Raw genomic sequence first — 19,127 nt, forward strand, 5'->3', positions numbered from 1 at the left:
AACTTGGTTAACACGTGTTTAACGAGAACATGGGTTTCGGTAAAGTCGCTCTAGTTGCTGAATCGCTGGTTTTCGCCAAGTGTAACGTCACCGGACACCTCGAGTGCCTTGCGGGGCCACGTCACCTCGATCACGGCCCCGGTCCGGATGGCATCGGCCCCGTTGGCAAAGGTCAGATCGGCGCCGGCGCGTTCCAGAAGCGTCTTGGCGATGAAAAGACCAAGCCCCATCCCCTCGTAGTCCGGGCGGCGTGCCTCGGCGGCCGGTGCGCGCCGGCGGATGAACGGATCACCGATCCGGCCCAGCATGTCGGCAGGGTATCCCTGCCCGTCATCCATGATCCGCAGGGTGATGGTGGTATCGGTCCAGTAGGATTCGACCCAGACATTCTCGCGCGCGAAGTCCACGGCGTTCTGGATCAGGTTGCGCAGACCATGGATGATCTCGGGCCGGCGCAGCACGGTGGGGTGCGTGCTCATGTCCCGAATGCCCGCCGCATGCTCGAAATGGATCAGCTTGCCGCGATCCACATGCGGCTCCGCCGCCTCTTCGATCAGCGCGTCGAGAGGGGTGCGGCGCAGGTGCAGATCGTCCTTTCCCGCCGGCCCCATCGCGCGCAGGATATCCCGGCAGCGATCCGCCTGATCGCGGATCAGAAGGGCATCGTCGCGCAGGTCCGGTCTGTCCTCGAGATCCTCGGCGAGTTCCGCGCTGGTTAGCTTGATCGTGGCCAGCGGTGTGCCCAGCTCGTGCGCCGCCGCCGCCACCACGCCGCCAAGATCGGTCAATTTCTGTTCGCGGGCGAGCGCCATCTGCGTTGCCTGCAAGGCGTCTGACATGGCGCGCATTTCCTGAACGATCCAGCGCGCGTAGACGCCAAGGAACATCACGGCGATGACGATCGCCGCCCAACTGCCGAACCGGAACACGTCGGGCACCTTCAGGATCACGCCGTCCTCGGTGCGCAGCGGCAGGTAGAACTGCATCATCAGCGTCACGAGGACGATCGCCATGACCCCCAGAAAGGCCGTGGACCGCCCCGACAGGGCCGACGCCGATACCGTCACAGGCCCCACGATCAGGATCGAGAACGGATTGTTGAGCCCGCCGGTCAGGTACAGCAATGTCCCCAGTTGCAGCATGTCGAACAGCACCACGAGGAAGGTGTCCTGTTCGGACAGGCGCTTGTTTTCAGCGAAGATGAAGGCGGCGACCAGGTTGGAGATCACCGAGACCCCGACCACCAGGAAACACAGCCCCATCTCGAGATCGAGGCGATATACCCGATCGGCGACGATCAGCGCCGTGACCTGTCCAAAGATCGCCCACCAGCGCAACAGGACCAGCGTGCGCAGCCGGATCCAGTTGCCCCGCACGCGCATCCGGAAAAGACCGGGGGTCTCGTCGATCATATCTGCGGGCATTTCCATTGCGTGCCGGGTCAAGGGTGCTAAATCGACAGGTAGCTCGCATCGTCTCGCAGAAAACGCAAGGATATCTCCATGACCCGTCTGTTCGCCGTTCTGGCCGCCCTCGTCGTGATCGGAGCAGGCGGCGCGGCTTATGTCATGATGTCCGATCAGGATGGCGACCAGTTCGCGCAATGCCGGGCATCGAACGTGGCCGGCGGCTCGGCACAGATCGGCGGACCGTTCGAACTGGTGGATGAAACCGGCACAATTGTGACCGACGCGGATGTCATCGACAAGCCGACGCTTATCTATTTCGGCTACACGTTCTGTCCTGATGTCTGCCCGCTGGACGCGGCGCGCAACGCCGCCGCCGTGGATATCCTCGAAGATCGGGGCGAGATCGTGAAGCCGGTCTTCATCTCGGTCGACCCGGCCCGCGACACGCCCGAGGTCCTGGCAGAGTTCACGGACTATCTGCATCCCCGGATGCTGGGCCTTACCGGCAGCCCGGAACAGGTGCGTGCCGCCTCGCAGGCCTACCGCACCTATTACAAGGCGCAGAAATCCGACGGCGAGGACGACTACTATCTCGTCGATCACTCGACCATGACCTATCTCACCCTGCCCGGTCACGGGTTCGTGGATTTCTTTCGCCGCGACGCGAGTGCCGAGCAGATGGCAGATCGTGTTCAATGCTTCATCGACGCCAGTTAGGGATCGCGCGACAGGCAGGCACGGTGCCCGCCTTTTGTCCCGCTCATCGTCACGTGCGGTTGATGCCGTGCCTTTGACGCACCTGCGACGCGGGCTATGTCGGAAATTGCAGCATGTTACAGGACGCCGATCATGACCGACGAGATGCAGACTATCGGAGACGACAGAACACTCCTACTGGTGGATGATGACGACGCGTTTCTCAGACGTCTTGCGAAGGCGATGGAAAAGCGCGGGTTCGAGGTAGAGACGGCCGTCTCCGTCGCCGCCGGCCGCGAGATCGCTATGGCTCGCCCGCCCGCATTCGCCGTTTGTGACCTGCGGCTCGAGGATGGCAACGGCCTCGACGTGGTCGAGGTGATCCGCGACAAGCGGCCGGACAGCCGGATCGTGGTGCTGACCGGCTATGGCGCGATCGCCACTGCCGTAGCTGCGGTCAAGATGGGGGCCACCGATTACCTGTCGAAACCGGCGGATGCCAACGACATCACCGCCGCGCTTTTGGCGTCCGGCGCGGACCTGCCCCCGCCACCTGACAATCCGATGAGCGCGGATCGCGTGCGATGGGAGCATATCCAGCGCGTGTACGAGCTATGCGACCGCAATGTGAGCGAAACCGCCCGTCGGCTGAGCATGCACCGGCGCACGCTGCAGCGCATCCTCGCGAAACGGTCCCCGCATTGATGACAGCCCGCGGGGCGTGGCAAAGGCCCTGTTAACATCGCCCTGATAATATGTAACAAGACGGGTGTATCAGGCAGGGGTTGATGTCGGTGAAGGCGTGGCAATCATACCGGATGCGATTGCGGCGCAAACGGGCCCGGATCCGCGCCTTCCGCAAACATTTCTCGCTGCGCCCGGTCGTGGATCGCACCAGCGTCATCCGCAAGGGCGATGTGCTGTTGTTCGCGACCCTGCGCGACGAGCATATTCGCCTTCCCTATTTCCTGCGCTATTACCGCGATCTTGGCATATCGCATTTCCTGATCGTCGATAATGACAGCCGCGACGGCGGCGCGGCGTATCTCGCACAGCAGCCGGACGTCTCGCTATGGTCGACGGCCGCAAGCTACAAGCGCGCGCGCTTCGGGGTGGACTGGCTCAACTGGCTGCAAGGCCGGTACGGGCACGGGCACTGGACGCTTGTCGTGGATGCGGACGAGTTCTTTGTCTACCCGTTCTGCGACACGCGCCCCATACGGGCCCTGACCGACTGGCTCGATACCAGTCATATCAGATCCTTCGGGGCGATGCTGCTGGACATGTACCCGAAAGGTCGTATCGACGCGGTGCCCTATCGCGCCGGGCAGAACCTGATCGAGATTGCCGCGTGGTTCGATCCGGGAAATTATACGATCGAACGCAACAAACTCTACGGCAATCTCTGGATTCAGGGCGGCCCTCGGGCCCGCGTCTTTTTCCCGGACGCGCCGAAAAAGGCCCCCGCGCTCAACAAGACGCCGCTGGTGAAATGGGACCGCCGCTATGCCTATGACAGTTCGACCCACATGCTGTTGCCGCGCGGTCTGAACCTGACCCATGACGCATGGGGCGGCGAAAAGACCAGCGGGATCCTGCTGCACGCCAAGTTTCTCGACACCTTCCCCGCCAAGGCGACCGAGGAGCTGACCCGCCGTCAGCATTATGCGGCCAGCACCGAATACGAGGCCTATGCCGCCGCCGCACGGCAGACCCCGGACCTGTGGTGCAAATGGTCGGAAAAATATATCAACTGGCGGCAGTTGGAGATCCTCGGGCTGATGTCCAAGGGCAACTGGGCGTGATGAAGGGATCGGAGCGCACATGACCGTTGGGATCATCATGCTGGTGCATACCGCCTTTGACCGCGCCGAACAGGTGGCGCGGCACTGGGCGGCCTCGGGCTGTCCGCTGGTGATCCATGTCGACAAGGCGGTGCCGCGCGAGACACATGACGTCTTCGTCGCCGCGCTGTCGGGCCTGTCGGATCTGCGCTTTGCCCCGCGCCATCGCTGTGAATGGGGGACATGGGGCATCGTCGCCGCGACGCAGGATGCAGCCGGGATCATGCTGCGCGACTTCGGACGCGTGCGGCATGTCTATCTCGCCTCGGGGTCGTGCCTGCCCCTGCGCCCCGTGCAGGAGCTGATCGAGTATCTCGACGCCCGCCCGCAGACGGATTTCATCGAAAGCGCGACGATCGCCGACGTGCCATGGACCATCGGGGGGCTCGATCACGAACGCTTTACCCTGCGGTTTCCTTTCTCGTGGCGCAGGCACCGGTTTCTCTTCGACGCGTATGTGGCGCTGCAGCAGCGCGTCGGGGTCCGGCGGCGAATCCCCGACGGCATCGAACCGCATATGGGCAGCCAATGGTGGTGCCTGACCCGGCAGACCCTGTCAGCGATCCTCGACGATCCGGACAGGCGGATACAGGAACGCTATTTCAAGGCGGTGTGGATTCCGGATGAAAGCTATTTCCAGACGCTTGCACGCCGCTATTCCCGCCGCATCGAAAGCCGGTCGCTGACCCTGTCCAAATTCGACTACCAGGGCAAACCGCACATCTTCTACGACGATCACCTGCAGCTTCTGCGACGCTCGGACTGTTTCGTCGCGCGCAAGGTCTGGCCCTTTGCCGACAAGCTCTACGCGGCGTTCCTGACCGACCAGGCCGGCGCGATGAAGCGCACGGAACCCGACCCCGGAAAGATCGACCGCATCTTCGCCAAGGCGGTGGAGCGACGGACACGCGGACGGCCTGGACTTTACATGCAAAGCCGTTTTCCGGTCGAGGGGCGCGAGGGCGCGCTGACCTGTGCCCCCTATTCCGTCTTCGAGGGGTTCGACGATCTCTTCGAGAATTTCGAGGCGTGGCTGGCGCGGATCACCGAGATGCGTGTCCACGGCCATCTCTTCGCGCCCGACCGGGCCGAGTTCAGCGATGGCGAAACGGTGACCAGCGGCGCGCTGAGCGACAGCGCCGCCTTGCGCGATTACGACAAGCGCGCCTTCCTGACCAACCTCATCTGGAACACGCGCGGCGCGCGGCAGGCCTTTCAGCTGGGACCGCGCGACCATATCCAAGATGTGGAATGGCACATCGCAAAGGACGCCAACGCACAGATTTCGGTGATCTCTGGGGCCTGGGCAGTGCCGTTGTTGCGGTCCAATGCAGATTTCGGCGATATCCGGCGCGAGGCGGCGCGCCTGCAACGTATCGAAAGCCGTCATCTGGATGTTCTGCGGTCGCAATGGACACGGGCACGCGTGCGCATCTGGACCATGGCGGAATTCATCGAGACCCCGATGGAGCCGCTCCAGACCGTCATCGAGGAGATTGGCCGACGTGCCCCGCACACCCTTGCGGAGATGCCGCACCTCGCGGATCTGACCGGGTTCGGGCAATTCCTGCAGAATCTCAGGAACCAGGGGATGCACCCCCATCTCATGGGCGATTTCCCGGTGGAACAGGACCCGCACGTCCCGTCCCGTGACACGCGAAAACCCTATCTTGTGCGGTCGGAATGAATGACCCAACCCTTCGATTACTTCGTCGTCTTCGCCGATATGCGCACCGGCTCGAACTTTCTGGAAAGCAATCTCAACGCGCTTGACGGGATCGTCTGTCACGGCGAGGCGTTCAACCCGCATTTCATAGGCTACCCGAACCGGACAGAGCTTCTGGGACTCAGCCAGGCGGACCGCGATGCGGACCCTGCACGCCTGCTCGCGGCGATCCGGGGGCAGGCACAGGGGATCGGCGGGTTCCGGTTCTTCCACGACCACGACCCGCGCATCCTGGACCGGGTGCTTGATGATCCGCGCTGCGGCAAGATCATCCTGACGCGCAACCCGCTTGACAGCTACGTGTCGAAAAAGATCGCGCAGACCACCGGGCAGTGGAAACTGACCAACGTGAAGCGCCGCCGCGACACCGCGATCACCTTCGACCCCGCGGAGTTCGAGGAACATGTCGCGCGGCTTCAGGCGTTTCAGGCGATCGTGCTCAAACGGCTTCAGACGACAGGGCAGACGGCCTTTCACCTGACCTACGAGGATCTTCACAGCCTTGACGTGATGAACGGGCTGGCGCGCTACCTGGGCGTTGCGGCGCGGCTGACGGCGCTGGACGCATCATTGAAGGTCCAGAACCCCGACCCCCTGGACAGCAAGGTCGAGAATTTCGAGGAAATGACACGGGCGCTGGCCCGGCGCGATCCGTTCGATCTGGCGCGCACCCCGACTTACGAACCGCGCCGCGGCGCGGCGGTGCCGGGTTACGTCGCCGCCGCGCATGCGCCGCTGCTTTACATGCCGATCCGGTCGGGACCGGACGCGGCGATCCGCGCGTGGCTGGCCGCGCTTGATGGCGTGACCGAGGACGCGCTGCGCACGCGCCTCGATCAGAAGGCGCTGCGCGACTGGATGCGGCACAGCCCGGGGCATCGGCGCTTTACCGTGCTGCGGCATCCGGTGGCGCGCGCGCATGCGGCGTTCTGCGACAAGATCCTGATCAAGGGGCCCGGATGCTACCGCGATATCCGCCGCACCCTGCGCAACTTTCACAAGCTGCCGATCCCCGGCCGTCTGCCGGATACGGGCTATGATCTGGCGGCGCACCGGGCAGCGTTCCTCGCATTCCTGACGTTTCTCAAGGCCAACCTGTCCGGGCAGACCGCGATCCGCGTCGATCCGCACTGGTGCAGCCAGGCCGCCACCGTCGAGGGGATGGCACAGTTCGCGGCACCCGACATGATCCTGCGCGAGGATGAGTTGCCCGACACGCTGCCGGTACTGGCGCGGCGGGCGGGCCATGCGACGCCGCCGCCGGTGCCCGACGCAGCGCCCGATATCCCGTTCGCGCTGTCGCAGGTCTACGACGCCGAGGTTGAACACCTTGCCCGCGCGGCCTACCGGCGGGATTACAGGCTGTTCGGTTTCGGCAATTGGGCGTGACCCTTCAGGCGGCCTGTGCCGCCTGAGCCTCGGTCACGATGGTATGCAGGGTCGCCGGGTTCCGGTTCGCCCTGATCTTGGCGCAAAGCGATGGATCGCGCAGCGTGCGGGACACCAGCGCCAGCGCCTTGAGATGCGCCGCGCCCGCATCGACGGGGGCGAACAGCGCGAAGGCCAGATCGACAGGCTGACGGTCAACGGCGTCGAAATTTATGGGCTTTTCAAGAACCGTCAGTGCACCGACCACCTGATCCAGCCCGGCGATGCGCGCATGTGGCAACGCCACGCCGTGACCGACACCCGTCGGTCCAAGCGCCTCGCGCTCCAGAAGCGCCTCGACGGCTTCGGCGCGCGACACGCCGTAGGCCGCCTCGGCGATCATCCCGAGTTCTTGCATCAGGCGTTTCTTGCTGGTGGTGCCCGCTAGAACGCGCACCGCCTCAGGCTTCAGGATCATGGGTCAGTCCAATTCTCGCGCAGTCAGGGCATAAGCCAAAGCCGCCCGTCAGCATGTGTCAATCAGGGATCAATCCAGCCGATATTGCCATCCTCGCGGCGATAAACGACATTGACCGTCTCTTTGCCCTCTTTGCGGAAAACGAGAACGGGCGCCCCGGCAAGCTCCATCTGCATCACGGCCTCGCCGACCGAAAGAGAGGGCACCTGCGTCTCCATCTCGGCCACGATGATCGGTTGCAGGCTGTCGGGTTCCGATTCCGCCTCCGCTGTGTTGGAGGCGAGGATGTAAGAGGATGCGCCAAAGAGTTCAACCGGCTCCGAACGCTCGCGGTGATGGTCCTTGAGCCGGCGTTTGTAGCGGCGCAGCTGTTTTTCCATTTTCTCGCAGCAGGCGTCGAAGGCAGCGTAGATTTCATGCGCTTTCGCGCTGGCCTGCGCGGTCAGGCCGGTGGACAGATGCACGGTGGACTCACAGGCGAATTCGCTGGCATTCTTCGAAAAGACGACATGGGCATCGGTCGGACGTTCGGCATACTTGGCGATGACGCCGCTGAGTTCGTCCCTGACATGCGTTTGCAGGGCTTCACCGATATCGATCTGCTTTCCGCTGATTTGGTACCGCATCTTGTCTCCTTACGTTTGACAATCCGGAGGTTTTGCGCCGCGCGCGGTCATCCGGCCCGGCGCCGGATGCTGATGTATAACGCGCTTTCACCCTGCCACGTTGCAAGTCCCGGCTGCTCGGACCAACTGGGCACCAATACGGGATCGCGTCTTATCATCCTATAATTGACGCGCGTTCGCGCGGTTTTGTCAATCGGTTTGAAATCCGGCCGCACGGATTCACCGATCGCGCCGCGGTCACGAAATGCGGAAACTGTCGCCAAGGTAGACGCGGCGCACATTCTCGTTCTCGACCACGTCCTGCGGGCTGCCGGACATCAGCACCTTGCCGTCATGCAGGATATAAGCCCGATCGACGATTTCGAGCGTCTCGCGCACGTTATGATCGGTGATCAGCACCCCGATGCCGCGTTTCTTCAGGTCCGCGACAAGATGCCGGATATCACTGACGGAAATCGGATCGACCCCGGCAAAGGGTTCGTCCAGCAGCAGGTATTTCGGGTTCGCCGCCAGACAGCGGGCAATCTCGACCCTCCGCCGCTCGCCGCCGGACAACGCCATGGCGGGCGCGCGGCGCAGATGTTCGATCGAGAACTCCGACAGCAACTGTTCTAGCCGCTCTCGCCGCTTCTGGCGGTCCTTCACGGAAATGTCGAGGATCGCGATGATGTTGTCCTCGACCGACAGCCCCCGAAAGATCGACATCTCTTGCGGCAGATATCCGATTCCCAGCTTGGCCCGACGATACATGGGCAGCGCGCTGACCTCACGCCCGTCGATGTAGATATGCCCGCCCTCGGGGTGGATCAGCCCGGCGATGGCATAGAAGGTCGTGGTCTTGCCGGATCCGTTGGGACCCAGCAGCGCGACCACCTCGCCCCGCGCCAGCGACAGCGACACATCGCGGATCACGACGTGTTTCTTGTAGCTTTTGCGCAGGTTCTCGATCCGCAGGCCGGTCGTGTCGTTTTCGTGCGCAAGGGTCAGGTCGGGCCGTGTCATCGGTCATCGCCGCCGGGCTGCAGAACGGTCTTGACGCGGCCCGTCACCCGCGCCGTGCCCGCGCCCGTATCGACCACCATCGTGTCGCCGGTGATGGCGCTGTCGCCCTGAACCAGCAGGACATCGCCGCGCAACTCGATCATCCCGGTGGTGATATTGTAATCGGCGCGCGCCGCCTCTGCCGCGTCCTCGCCGCTGACAAGGGTCACGCCGCCGGTTGCCTGCAGGCGCTCTATCCCGCTTTGATCGGCAAGATAGACCACCAGCACCCGCGGCGCGGCAAGACGCATTGCCCCTTGGGCGATCACGACATCGCCCTCGAATACGGCGGTGTTGTCGGTCTGGCTGACGTTGAGACTGTCGGAGGTGACTTCGACCGGTTGGGTGCGATCCTGGGCTGTATCGCCAAAAGCCACGCGCGCGCCCTGGGCTGCCGCAACGATCGGCAGGCAGGCCAGCACGACACCGGCCAGAAACAACTTGAATCCATGCACGAAACTCATTCCTCTACCGCCTGTGGCAGGTATACCAGCTTCACCCCGGCGCTGAAATGCAATTCCGCCGCACCAGTTTGCGGCGCGTTCTGCAACACCATGCGTCCCGCTGTCAGATCCCCCAGCGGCCCGGTCGCGGTGATCGGTCCGGGGCTGAGCGCGAAAAGCGCGTCAAGACGCGAGATCAGCCGATCCGTTTCAATCACGTAGCCGGTCGAGGTGGTCATCCGCACGTCGCCGCCAAGCTGCGCGGTCATCTCACGCCGTTCGAGATCCGCCGTGTCGGCGGTGATGTCCACCCTTGTTCCCGCCTGCAGCCGGAATTGCGCCGCGACCCGTTCCGCGGTCAGGCGTTCGGGTGTTTCGGGGTCGGGACGGACGATGTCGGCGGTGAACCGGATCTCGTCGCCCTGCCCGGTCACACCCGCAAAGCTGGGATTGGTCGCGCCGAGATCCCGCGCCCGTTGTTCGAGGTCGATCTGCGACATCGGCACCGAGTCAGACGGATCGACGGTATTCGAGATCAGAAACAGCGTTGACAAAAGCCCGAGCGCGGCAAGCGGCAGCAGGACCTTCATCCCCGCCACAACCTTTGAATAGGTGTTGTCCGCGCGCGCCATGCCTCAATGCGCGAAGATGTCGATCTCGGGCCAGCCCGCCAGATCAAGCCGCGCGCGCATCGGCAGAAAGTCGAAACAGGCCTGCGCCATGTCCATGCGCCCCTCGCGCAGCAGCCGCGCATCAAGTGCCTCGCGCAGGCGGTGCAGATACAGCACGTCCGACGCCGCGTAATCCAGTTGTGCGGCGCTCAGCGCCTCTGCCCCCCAGTCCGAGGTCTGCTGCTGTTTCGAGACGTCCACCCCCACCAGTTCCTGCAACAGGTATTTCAGCCCGTGCCGGTCGGTATAGGTGCGGATCAGCTTGCTGGCGATCTTGGTGCAGTAGACCGGCGCGGCGAGCGCGCCAAAGGCGTTGTACATCGCGGCGATGTCGAACCGGCCGAAGTGAAACAGCTTGAGCGTGTCAGGATCGGTCAGAAGCTTTTCCAGATTTGGCGCGCGTGTCTGTCCCTTGGCGATCTGCACCAGATGCGCGTCGCCGTCACCCGCCGAAAGTTGCACGACACACAGCCGGTCACGATGCGGGTTGAGACCCATGGTCTCGCAATCGATTGCGACGACAGGACCAAGGTCCAGCCCGTCGGGCAGGTCGGTCTGATAAAGATGGTTCGTCATCCAATATCCTTGTGGCTGCCCCGCGATACGGGGTCTGAGTTATTCTTCAGACCTAAGCCGAGTTTGGCGGGAAATCCAGCCCAAGCGTGCCCGGCACGGGGCCAATCCACTTGCGCAACACCCGTGGGTCGGCCACAAACCGCATCGGACAGATAACAGATAGGGGACACCCCGCGTGCACCATCCCGACCAGACCGACATGCGCGCCGCCGATCACCTTGCGCGGCGGCTTTACGAGGCCGGGTGCCGGCACGCGTTCGGGATGCCCGGCGGCGAGGTTCTGACGGTAATGGACGCGCTGGCCCGCGCGGGAATCAAGGTGACCCTGGCCCGGCACGAGAACGCTGCGGCCTTCATGGCCGAGGGCGTGTGGCACCGCACCGGCGCGCCCGGCATCCTCGTGGCCACGTTGGGGCCGGGGGTGCTGAACGGCGTCAACGCCATCGCCAACGCGCATCAGGACCGCGTGCCGCTGATCGTGATCTCGGGCTGCGTCGATGCCGACGAGGCGCTGACCTACACCCACCAGATCCTCGATCACGAGGCGGTGCTGGCGCCCGTGACCAAGGCGACCTTCCGACTGACGGCCCAAGGCTGCGACATCATCGCCGACAAGGCCGTGGGGATCGCCACAGAGGGTCGCCCCGGCCCGGTGCATATCGACGTGCCGATTTCCGTCGCGGACACGCCCGTCACCCTGCCGCGCCTGCGCCGTCGGCCGGATGCCGCCCCCATGGTGCCGAATGCGGCCACGCTGGCGCGCGCGCGCGGTTGGCTGAATGATGCTGTGCGCCCGGTGATGATCGTCGGGCTGGATGCGGTGAACGAGGGCGCAGCCGGCACGATCCGCGACGTGGCCGAGCGTTTCGGCATCCCCGTCATCACGACCTACAAGGCCAAGGGGATCCTGCCGGAAACGCATCCGCTGGCCCTGGGCGGGGCGGGCCTGTCGCCGCTGGCCGACGGTATCCTCGTGCCCGTCGTGGGCCAGGCCGACCTGATCCTATGCGTGGGCTACGACCCGATCGAGATGCGCCCCGGCTGGCGCGAGATCTGGGATACCGCGGGTGTGAACGTCATCGACATCGCCGCCGTGCCCAATCACCAGTACATGCACCAGGCCACGCTGAACATCGTCGGCGCCTGCGGGCCGGCGCTGGCGGCCATCGCCGAGGGCGCGACGCCGCAGGACACATGGCCCGGCGGCGAGGTGGCCGCGGCGCAAGGCACCCTGGCGCGCGCCTTTCCGACCGATGACGCATGGGGCGCGGCCGCCGTGATCGACGAATGCCGCAGAACGCTGCCTGCGGATACCATCGCCACCGTCGACAGCGGCGCGCACCGGATCCTGCTGTCGCAGATGTGGACCGCCCACGCGCCCCGCACCCTGCTGCAATCGACGGCACTGTGCACCATGGGCTGCGCCGTGCCGCTTGCCATGGGCGCGAAACTCGCCACGCCCGACGCGACCGTGGTCAGCTTTTCGGGCGATGCCGGCTTTCTGATGGTGGCCGGCGAGTTGTCCACCGTGGCCGAACTCGGCCTGCCGGTGATCTTCGTGGTCTTCGTCGATGCCAGCCTCGCGCTGATCGAGAAGAAACAGCGCGAACGGCAGATGCCCAACCTTGCCGTCGATTTCGACCGCCACGATTTCGCCGCCATCGGGCGCGCCTTCGGCGGCAACGGCGTGCGGGTGACCGACCGCGCCGAGTTGCACGCCGCGCTGCAAGACGCGCAGGCGGCCGAAACCTTTACCGTGATCGCGGCGGAAATCGACCGCGGGTCCTATGACACTCGTATCTGAGGAGATGCCCCATGCCCGGCCCGCTTGACGGTCTTGTCGTTCTCGATCTCAGCCGCATCCTGGCGGGTCCCACCTGCACGCAGCTTCTGGGCGATCTCGGCGCCGAGGTCATCAAGATAGAAAACCTTTCCGGCGACGACACGCGGGCCTGGGGCCCGCCATTCGCCACGGGGCCGGATGGCCAGCCCACCGACCTGTCGGCGTATTTCCTGTCGATCAATCGCAACAAGAAATCCGTGGCGGTGGACCTGACCGATGCCGGCGTGCAGACGGCGCTGCGCGATCTCGCCGGTCGCGCCGACGTGGTGATCGAGAATTTCAAGCCCGGCGGCCTGCGCCGCTACGGGCTGGATCACGAGACGCTGTGCGCGGCGCATCCCGGCCTCGTCTATTGCTCGATCTCGGGCTTCGGGCAGACCGGCCCCAATCGCGACAAGCCGGGCTACGACCTCATGGCGCAAGGATACGGCGGGATTATGTCGATCACCGGCGCCGCCGGCGACGAACCGATGAAGGTGGGCGTCGGCGTGGCCGACGTGGTGTGCGGGCTGTATGCCGCGACCGGCATCCTTGCCGCGCTGCGCCACCGCGACGCCACCGGCGAGGGGCAGCATATCGATCTGGCTCTGGTGGACAGCACGATGTCATGGCTGGCCAATCAGGGGCTGAACTACCTGACCTCGGGCATCTCGCCGGTGCGCGCGGGCAACGCGCATCCCAATATCGTGCCCTACCAGGTCTTCGCCACGGCCGACGGCTACGTCATCGTCGCGGTCGGCAATGACAGCCAGTATGCGCGGTTCTGCGACTACCTGGGGCAGCCCGGCTGGGCCACCGATCCGCGCTTTGCCACCAACACCGCGCGGCTTGCCAACCGCGATACGCTGGTGCCGATGATCGAGGCAGAGCTGGCCCGCCGGTCGATGCAGGACGTGATCGACGGGCTCGAGACGCGGCGCGTGCCCGTGGGCCCGGTGAACACGATCGAACAGGCGCTGGAGTCCGATCAGGCGCAGGCGCGCGGGATGACCATAACCCTGCCCGCCCCGCAAACCGCGGCGGGCGAGGTACGGCTGCTCGGCAATCCGCTGAAGTTCTCGCGCACGCCGGTCAGCTACCGCCGTGCGCCGCCCGCCACCGGCGCGGATACAGCCGACATCCTGCCCGATCCGGGCGACGACGCGTGACACGACACCGGGCGATACCGCCCGCATGACAAGGTTGCGCCGCTCGGGCCGAGGCCGCCGCGCACCGGGCCTGCCGCGCGGCCGGCGCTTTCGCTGTTCTGCCGATAAACTGTTGGTGATCGGTGCGCCGGATCGCAGCGGCTGTGGTACATCCTCGGGACAGGGTGCAGGCCCGGACCGGCGAGAGGACATCGAGACCATGCGAAATGACCAGTTCGGGTACGAGATCCCGCTTTCCTCGCCCGAGGCCGCCGCGGCGTGGGACCGGATGGTGCTGGGCTTTCTTGCCCACGGGGCCAGCGTGCCCGACCACCTGGGCGCGGTCCTGCGCGACGCGCCGGACTTTGCCATGGGGCATGCCGTAAAGGGCCTTTTCTGCCTGATGCTGGGCCGGGCCGAGATGACCGAGACCGCCCGCGAGGCCTACCGGACGGCGAGCCTCGTGGCCCGGCAGGGCGCGCCCCTGCCGCGCGAGATGGGCTATATCCGCGCGCTTGGCGCGTGGCTGGACGGGCGCCCGTCGGACTGCGTGCGCGCCTTGGAAGAGATCCTCGCGCGCTGGCCCGAGGACGCGCTGGCGATGAAGATCTGTCACGCGACGCGCTTCATCCTAGGTGACCGGCACGGCATGCGATCCTCGGTCGAGGCGCTGCTGCCCGCCTATGACGCGCAGAACCCGGCGCGCGGCTACCTGCTGGGCTGTCACGCCTTCGCGCTGGAAGAAACCGGCGAGTATGGCCGCGCCGCGACCGCCGGACGCCTCGCGCTCAGCATCGCCGAGGACGACGCGTGGGGCCTGCACGCGGTCGCGCATGTCTACGACATGACGGCCGATTCGCGCGGTGGCCTCGACTGGCTGGAGGGGCGCGAGGCCGCCTGGGCGCATTGCAACAATTTCCGCTACCATGTCTGGTGGCACAAGGCGCTGATGCATCTCGATCAGAACCAGATCGGGGCGGTGTTCGACCTTTACGACACAGAGATCCGCCGCGATCACACCGACGATTTCCGCGACATCTCCAACGCCACCTCGCTGCTGATGCGGCTGGAGCTGGAGGGGCATGACGTGGGTCACCGCTGGGAAGAACTGGCCGACATATCCGAGCGGCGCACGCAGGATGCCTGCCTGATCTTTGCGGATCTGCATTACCTGCTGGCGCTGGTCGGCGGCAATCGCGACATGGCCGTCAGGCGGATGATGGGCCGTCTGCACCGCGACGCGCAACGCACCGACGCGGGCGAGATGCAGGCCCGCATGGCGCATCCCGGCCTCGCGGCGACCACCGGCCTCGAAGCGTTCGGCGAGGGCGATTACCGGACCGCGTTCCTCAATCTTTCGCAGGCGCGCAGGTCCATGCAGACGATCGGCGGCAGCCACGCGCAGCGCGACGTGTTCGAGCGGCTGACCATCGATGCAGGCATCCGAAGCGGGTTCCTTGACGAGGCCGAGACGATGCTGCAGGAGCGCAGCGGCCAGCGCGCCGGCACTCTTGACACCTATGCCGGCACACGGCTCGATCTGATCTCGGACGCGCGCGGCGACTGGAACACCACCAAAAGCCTGCCCGCCGAGTGACCCCGGCGCAGGGTGCAAAAGGAACCGACACCGCGATGACGAGTGCTGCCGATCCGGCGATGACCCAAGGCCGCGCCACGCAGGCCGCGGTCCCGCCCGCTGCGACCCGCGATATCCGGCTGGATTTCTTTCGCGGGCTGGCGATGTTCATCATCCTCTGCGCGCATACGCCGAGCAATTTCTTCACCAGCTGGATCCCGGCCCGCTGGGGCTTTTCGGACGCGACCGAGATCTTCGTCTTCTGTTCGGGCATGGCCTCGGCCATCGCGTTCGGGCGCAGCTTTGACCGCGCGGGATGGCGGCTGGGGACCGGGCGCGTGGCTTTTCGCGTCTGGCAGGTCTACTGGGCGCATATCGGCATGTTTTTCGCCATCGCCACGATGCTGGCGGCGTTCGATCATTTCGGCACGTTCGAGACCGTCTATATCGGCACGCTGAACCTGTGGGCGTTTTTCGAGGATCCCGGCCCGCTTCTTGTGGGGCTGTTCACGCTGACCTACGTGCCAAATTACTTCGATATCCTGCCGATGTACCTTGTGATCCTCGCGATGATGCCGCTGATGGTGGCGCTCAGCCGCGTCAGCCTGTGGGCGGTTGCCGGCGCGGTCGGGTTGATCTGGATTTTCGCACAAGGCGCGCTGCTGGACGCCCTTGGCCTCGGCGCGCTGCATCTCGCCTTCCCGGCAGAGCCGTGGTCGGATCGCGAATGGTTCTTCAACCCGTTTGGCTGGCAGTTGATCTTCTTCACCGGCTTCGCCTTCATGCGCGGCTGGCTGCCGAAACCGCCCGTCAACACCGCGCTGGTCGTGGTCGCCGCCGTCATCGTGATCGCCATGATCCCGCTGTCGCATATCGGCATGCGCGAGATCTTCGGCCCCCACGCCCCCGGCATCCGCGACAGTATCGTCGAGTGGCGGATCGCCAACCAGGGCCTGTTCAACAAGTCCGATTTCGGCATCCTGCGCTACGTGCATTTCCTGGCTCTGGCCTATCTGTGCTGGGTCGCGGCGGGCAATGGCGGCGCGCGGCTGAAGGCCGTCGGCACCGGGATGCTGGCACGTGGCTGGGACGCCCTGTTGCAGATGATCCTGAAGGTCGGGCAGCAATCGCTGGCGGTGTTCGTCTTTTCCATGGTCTTCGCGCGGTTTTCAGGCTTCATGATGGACCAAATCGGGCGCACGACATGGAACATGACGCTGGCCAACCTGATAGGGTTCGCCGCGTTGATCGTGGTGGCCTACACCGTGGCGTGGTTCAAATCGCAGCCATGGCGCGCCCCGCGATAAGCGGCCCCGACGTCGCCCAGGCTGTCTTGTGAGGGCGCGGGCCGCGTGCCACTCTGCCCGGCATGGAAAGCGACGTCATCACCCTCACGCAGGATATCGCGCTCGACCTGTGGGCGCGGGCCGAGATGTTTCTGCGTGGGCTGATGCGGCCATGGAACGCCTACCAGGTTGCGATCGCGGCGGGCCTTTTCATCGTCGCGCATCTGCTGAACCGTCTGCTCGGCCCGACCGTCCACGCATGGATGCGGCGCCGCGAGGGCTGGCCGCTGTGGCGCATGCGGTTTCTCGTGATGCTGTACCGGCGGCTGCGGCTGATCCTGTTCGTGGCGCTGATCTGGCCGACCGTCTGGGTGATGGGCGCGACGACATGGCCCAGCCGGTCGTACCTGTTGACGGTGGTCGCGGAACTGGCGCTGGCATGGCTGATGATCGCCATCGTGACGCGGGCAATCGGCAACGGCTTTCTGCGGGCGCTGGTGCGCTACGCGGGCTGGACATGGGCGACGCTGATCATCCTGAACCTGACGGGCGAGGCACGGGCGCTGCTGGATGGCTGGGCGTTCGAAATGGGCGAGACGCGGCTGTCGGTCTGGATGCTGGTCCAAGCGACCATCGTGATCGGCACCCTTTTTGTGCTGGCGCGATTCGTTGCAACCACCAGCGCGGCACGGGTGCGCCGCAAGACCGACATATCGCCGTCGATTCAGGTGCTTCTGGTCAAGGTCCTGCAGGTGCTGCTGTACGGCACGGCGGTCTTCATCGGGCTGCACGTGGTCGGGGTGGATCTGACCGGGCTTGCCGTGCTGTCGGGGGCGATCGGCGTGGGGCTGGGTTTCGGCCTGCAGAAGGTTGTGTCGAACCTCGTGTCGGGGGTGATCATCCTGCTCGACAAGTCGATCAAGCCCGGCGACGTCATCAGCCTTGGCGAGACCTTCGGCTGGATCAACAGTCTCGGGGCGCGCTACGTGTCCATCACCACGCGGGACGGGCGCGAATACCTGATCCCCAACGAGGACCTGATCACGGGGCAGGTGGTCAACTGGTCGCATTCCAACGATTTCGTGCGGCTCGACATTCATTTCGGCACCGCCTACGGCGATGACCCGCACAAGGTGCGCCGCATTGCGACCGAGGCCGCGAAGACCGTGCCGCGTGTCCTTGGCGAACAGCCGCCGGTCTGTCACATCGTGGGCTTTGGCGACAGCAGCGTCGATTATGTCCTGCGCTTCTGGATCCGTGATCCGACAGGCGGGCTGACCAACATTCGCGGCAATGTCTACCTGGCGCTTTGGGACGCATTTCAGGAAAACGGTATTTCCATCCCCTTCCCGCAGCGCGAAGTACGCCTGCTGGACACGCCCGGCTGAGAGACGTGTCATATTCGACGCGCCGGGGGCCGGTGGCGCAGGGATTGATTGAAATCTCACCGGTCTGCTGCTATTTTCAGAACATGCCCGGCACCGGGGCGTTGTGGTGCGATATGAAGGAGGACGATGTCCTGTCTCTTACGACCTACGCGGCTGGGGCCGCTGACCACGGGGCACACGCGACGGTGTCCGCTTTGACCGCAGACAGCGAAGCGCAACTTGCGGCCATCCTCGATTCCCTTTCCGACGACAAGGCCGAAGATATCGTGCAGATCGACCTGCGCGGCAAGTCGGCCATGGGCGATTACATGGTGGTCTGCTCTGGACGGTCGTCACGCCAGGTTTCGGCGATCTCGGAAAAGTTGGTGGACCGGCTCAAGCAGGATCACGGCATTCCGACCCGCACCGAGGGCAAGAATACCGGCGACTGGGTGCTGATCGACACGGGCGACGTGATCGTCCATGTCTTCCGCCCCGAGGTGCGCGACTTCTACCAGATCGAGAAGATGTGGATGCCCGCCGGGCAGACGGCCGCGTCGCAGGTCTGAATGCGGGTGCACGTCGGCGCCGTGGGCCGGTTGCGGACCGGCCCTGAACGCGCGCTGATCGATGACTACACGACGCGCTTCGACAAGACCGGGCGCGCGCTTGGGCTTGGTCCCCTGCACCTGCACGAGGTCGAGGACAAGAAAGGCCGCGGCATAAGCGCCGAGGCCGGTCTGCTTGACCGTACGATTCCCAAGGGCGCGTTGGTGGTGGCACTGGACGAGCGCGGCAACCTGATGAGCTCGCCCGATTTGTCCCGACACCTTGGCCACTGGCGTGACACGGGGCGCGGCGACGTCGCCTTTCTGATTGGAGGCGCTGACGGGCTGTCGCCCGATCTGCGCGCGCGGGCGGATGTCACGCTGTCATTCGGCAAGATGGTCTGGCCGCACATGCTGGCGCGCGTGATGCTGGTCGAACAGCTTTACCGCGCCGCATCAATTCTGGCCGGCAGCCCCTATCATCGGTCGTGACAGCGGCCGC

Annotated in this window: 19 protein-coding genes; 12 read left to right on the top strand and 7 right to left on the bottom strand. The window is 65.0% G+C overall.

Annotated features, from left to right (window positions below; genetic code table 11):
• Positions 1–50: 50 nt before the first annotated feature.
• Positions 51–1,412, bottom strand: coding sequence for a sensor histidine kinase RegB (regB, locus tag ACROSR_RS02075; RefSeq protein ID WP_432682282.1), 1,362 nt, complete (start codon positions 1,410–1,412; stop codon positions 51–53).
• A gap of 90 nt (positions 1,413–1,502) precedes the next feature.
• Between regB and ACROSR_RS02080 the strand changes: the two genes are divergently transcribed.
• The 5 genes from ACROSR_RS02080 (at position 1,503) to ACROSR_RS02100 (ending at position 7,064) form a co-directional block, all read left to right on the top strand.
• Positions 1,503–2,126, top strand: a complete 624-nt coding sequence (locus tag ACROSR_RS02080) for an SCO family protein (RefSeq protein ID WP_432682107.1) — start codon at positions 1,503–1,505, stop codon at positions 2,124–2,126.
• A 132-nt stretch (positions 2,127–2,258) separates the two neighbouring features.
• Positions 2,259–2,810: an ActR/PrrA/RegA family redox response regulator transcription factor gene (locus tag ACROSR_RS02085; protein WP_432682108.1), complete on the top strand. Its 552-nt coding sequence runs from the start codon at positions 2,259–2,261 to the stop codon at positions 2,808–2,810.
• 113 nt (positions 2,811–2,923) lie between these two features.
• Complete coding sequence (locus tag ACROSR_RS02090; RefSeq protein WP_432682283.1) at positions 2,924–3,910, top strand: glycosyltransferase family 2 protein; 987 nt, start codon at positions 2,924–2,926, stop codon at positions 3,908–3,910.
• Between the two features lie 19 nt (positions 3,911–3,929).
• Positions 3,930–5,636, top strand: coding sequence for a DUF5927 domain-containing protein (locus ACROSR_RS02095; protein WP_432682109.1), 1,707 nt, complete (start codon positions 3,930–3,932; stop codon positions 5,634–5,636).
• Positions 5,637–7,064: a sulfotransferase family 2 domain-containing protein gene (locus tag ACROSR_RS02100; protein WP_432682110.1), complete on the top strand. Its 1,428-nt coding sequence runs from the start codon at positions 5,637–5,639 to the stop codon at positions 7,062–7,064.
• Positions 7,065–7,068: 4 nt separating this feature from the next.
• Here ACROSR_RS02100 and ACROSR_RS02105 read toward each other — a convergent pair whose 3' ends face one another.
• From ACROSR_RS02105 to ACROSR_RS02130, 6 genes are all read right to left on the bottom strand, one after another.
• Positions 7,069–7,521, bottom strand: coding sequence for a PTS sugar transporter subunit IIA (locus ACROSR_RS02105; RefSeq protein WP_432682111.1), 453 nt, complete (start codon positions 7,519–7,521; stop codon positions 7,069–7,071).
• 62 nt (positions 7,522–7,583) lie between these two features.
• Positions 7,584–8,147, bottom strand: coding sequence for a ribosome hibernation-promoting factor, HPF/YfiA family (gene hpf, locus ACROSR_RS02110; protein WP_432682112.1), 564 nt, complete (start codon positions 8,145–8,147; stop codon positions 7,584–7,586).
• 237 nt (positions 8,148–8,384) lie between these two features.
• Entirely contained in the window at positions 8,385–9,149 is a 765-nt protein-coding gene (lptB, locus tag ACROSR_RS02115; protein ID WP_432682113.1) for an LPS export ABC transporter ATP-binding protein, read from the bottom strand.
• Complete coding sequence (gene lptA, locus ACROSR_RS02120; protein ID WP_432682114.1) at positions 9,146–9,652, bottom strand: lipopolysaccharide transport periplasmic protein LptA; 507 nt, start codon at positions 9,650–9,652, stop codon at positions 9,146–9,148. Before lptA ends, lptB begins: the two co-directional genes overlap by 4 nt.
• Positions 9,649–10,263 carry an LPS export ABC transporter periplasmic protein LptC gene (gene lptC / locus ACROSR_RS02125; RefSeq protein ID WP_432682115.1) on the bottom strand — a complete coding sequence of 205 codons (615 nt, stop codon included), beginning with the start codon at positions 10,261–10,263 and terminating at the stop codon, positions 9,649–9,651. The genes lptA and lptC overlap by 4 nt, the downstream gene beginning before the upstream one ends.
• A gap of 3 nt (positions 10,264–10,266) precedes the next feature.
• Positions 10,267–10,878 carry a ribonuclease D gene (locus tag ACROSR_RS02130; RefSeq protein ID WP_432682116.1) on the bottom strand — a complete coding sequence of 204 codons (612 nt, stop codon included), beginning with the start codon at positions 10,876–10,878 and terminating at the stop codon, positions 10,267–10,269.
• A 199-nt stretch (positions 10,879–11,077) separates the two neighbouring features.
• Between ACROSR_RS02130 and ACROSR_RS02135 the strand changes: the two genes are divergently transcribed.
• The 7 genes from ACROSR_RS02135 to rlmH all read left to right on the top strand — a co-directional run bounded on the left by ACROSR_RS02135 (position 11,078) and on the right by rlmH (position 19,117).
• Complete coding sequence (locus ACROSR_RS02135) at positions 11,078–12,682, top strand: thiamine pyrophosphate-binding protein (protein ID WP_432682284.1); 1,605 nt, start codon at positions 11,078–11,080, stop codon at positions 12,680–12,682.
• Between the two features lie 11 nt (positions 12,683–12,693).
• Positions 12,694–13,869 carry a CaiB/BaiF CoA transferase family protein gene (locus tag ACROSR_RS02140; protein ID WP_432682117.1) on the top strand — a complete coding sequence of 392 codons (1,176 nt, stop codon included), beginning with the start codon at positions 12,694–12,696 and terminating at the stop codon, positions 13,867–13,869.
• A gap of 199 nt (positions 13,870–14,068) precedes the next feature.
• Entirely contained in the window at positions 14,069–15,445 is a 1,377-nt protein-coding gene (locus ACROSR_RS02145) for a tetratricopeptide repeat protein (RefSeq protein ID WP_432682118.1), read from the top strand.
• 35 nt (positions 15,446–15,480) lie between these two features.
• Positions 15,481–16,731, top strand: coding sequence for an OpgC family protein (locus ACROSR_RS02150; protein WP_432682119.1), 1,251 nt, complete (start codon positions 15,481–15,483; stop codon positions 16,729–16,731).
• Positions 16,732–16,793: 62 nt separating this feature from the next.
• Positions 16,794–18,098 (top strand): mechanosensitive ion channel family protein, encoded by a 1,305-nt coding sequence (locus ACROSR_RS02155; RefSeq protein ID WP_432682120.1) that lies wholly within the window; start codon positions 16,794–16,796, stop codon positions 18,096–18,098.
• An 83-nt stretch (positions 18,099–18,181) separates the two neighbouring features.
• Positions 18,182–18,646: a ribosome silencing factor gene (rsfS, locus tag ACROSR_RS02160; protein WP_432682121.1), complete on the top strand. Its 465-nt coding sequence runs from the start codon at positions 18,182–18,184 to the stop codon at positions 18,644–18,646.
• Positions 18,647–19,117 carry a 23S rRNA (pseudouridine(1915)-N(3))-methyltransferase RlmH gene (gene rlmH, locus ACROSR_RS02165; protein ID WP_432682122.1) on the top strand — a complete coding sequence of 157 codons (471 nt, stop codon included), beginning with the start codon at positions 18,647–18,649 and terminating at the stop codon, positions 19,115–19,117.
• The last annotated feature ends 10 nt before the right edge of the window (positions 19,118–19,127 follow it).

It is taken from the genome of Roseovarius tibetensis (assembly GCF_050896375.1).
Taxonomy (GTDB): Bacteria; Pseudomonadota; Alphaproteobacteria; order Rhodobacterales; family Rhodobacteraceae; genus Roseovarius; species Roseovarius tibetensis.

Coding starts and splice junctions, on each gene's coding strand:
- regB (WP_432682282.1), bottom strand. CDS start 1,412: ATGATCGACGAGACCCCCGGTCTTTTCCGGATGCGCGTGCGGGGCAAC.
- ACROSR_RS02080 (WP_432682107.1), top strand. CDS start 1,503: ATGACCCGTCTGTTCGCCGTTCTGGCCGCCCTCGTCGTGATCGGAGCA.
- ACROSR_RS02085 (WP_432682108.1), top strand. CDS start 2,259: ATGACCGACGAGATGCAGACTATCGGAGACGACAGAACACTCCTACTG.
- ACROSR_RS02090 (WP_432682283.1), top strand. CDS start 2,924: ATGCGATTGCGGCGCAAACGGGCCCGGATCCGCGCCTTCCGCAAACAT.
- ACROSR_RS02095 (WP_432682109.1), top strand. CDS start 3,930: ATGACCGTTGGGATCATCATGCTGGTGCATACCGCCTTTGACCGCGCC.
- ACROSR_RS02100 (WP_432682110.1), top strand. CDS start 5,637: ATGACCCAACCCTTCGATTACTTCGTCGTCTTCGCCGATATGCGCACC.
- ACROSR_RS02105 (WP_432682111.1), bottom strand. CDS start 7,521: ATGATCCTGAAGCCTGAGGCGGTGCGCGTTCTAGCGGGCACCACCAGC.
- hpf (WP_432682112.1), bottom strand. CDS start 8,147: ATGCGGTACCAAATCAGCGGAAAGCAGATCGATATCGGTGAAGCCCTG.
- lptB (WP_432682113.1), bottom strand. CDS start 9,149: ATGACACGGCCCGACCTGACCCTTGCGCACGAAAACGACACGACCGGC.
- lptA (WP_432682114.1), bottom strand. CDS start 9,652: ATGAGTTTCGTGCATGGATTCAAGTTGTTTCTGGCCGGTGTCGTGCTG.
- lptC (WP_432682115.1), bottom strand. CDS start 10,263: ATGGCGCGCGCGGACAACACCTATTCAAAGGTTGTGGCGGGGATGAAG.
- ACROSR_RS02130 (WP_432682116.1), bottom strand. CDS start 10,878: ATGACGAACCATCTTTATCAGACCGACCTGCCCGACGGGCTGGACCTT.
- ACROSR_RS02135 (WP_432682284.1), top strand. CDS start 11,078: ATGCGCGCCGCCGATCACCTTGCGCGGCGGCTTTACGAGGCCGGGTGC.
- ACROSR_RS02140 (WP_432682117.1), top strand. CDS start 12,694: ATGCCCGGCCCGCTTGACGGTCTTGTCGTTCTCGATCTCAGCCGCATC.
- ACROSR_RS02145 (WP_432682118.1), top strand. CDS start 14,069: ATGCGAAATGACCAGTTCGGGTACGAGATCCCGCTTTCCTCGCCCGAG.
- ACROSR_RS02150 (WP_432682119.1), top strand. CDS start 15,481: ATGACGAGTGCTGCCGATCCGGCGATGACCCAAGGCCGCGCCACGCAG.
- ACROSR_RS02155 (WP_432682120.1), top strand. CDS start 16,794: ATGGAAAGCGACGTCATCACCCTCACGCAGGATATCGCGCTCGACCTG.
- rsfS (WP_432682121.1), top strand. CDS start 18,182: ATGCCCGGCACCGGGGCGTTGTGGTGCGATATGAAGGAGGACGATGTC.
- rlmH (WP_432682122.1), top strand. CDS start 18,647: ATGCGGGTGCACGTCGGCGCCGTGGGCCGGTTGCGGACCGGCCCTGAA.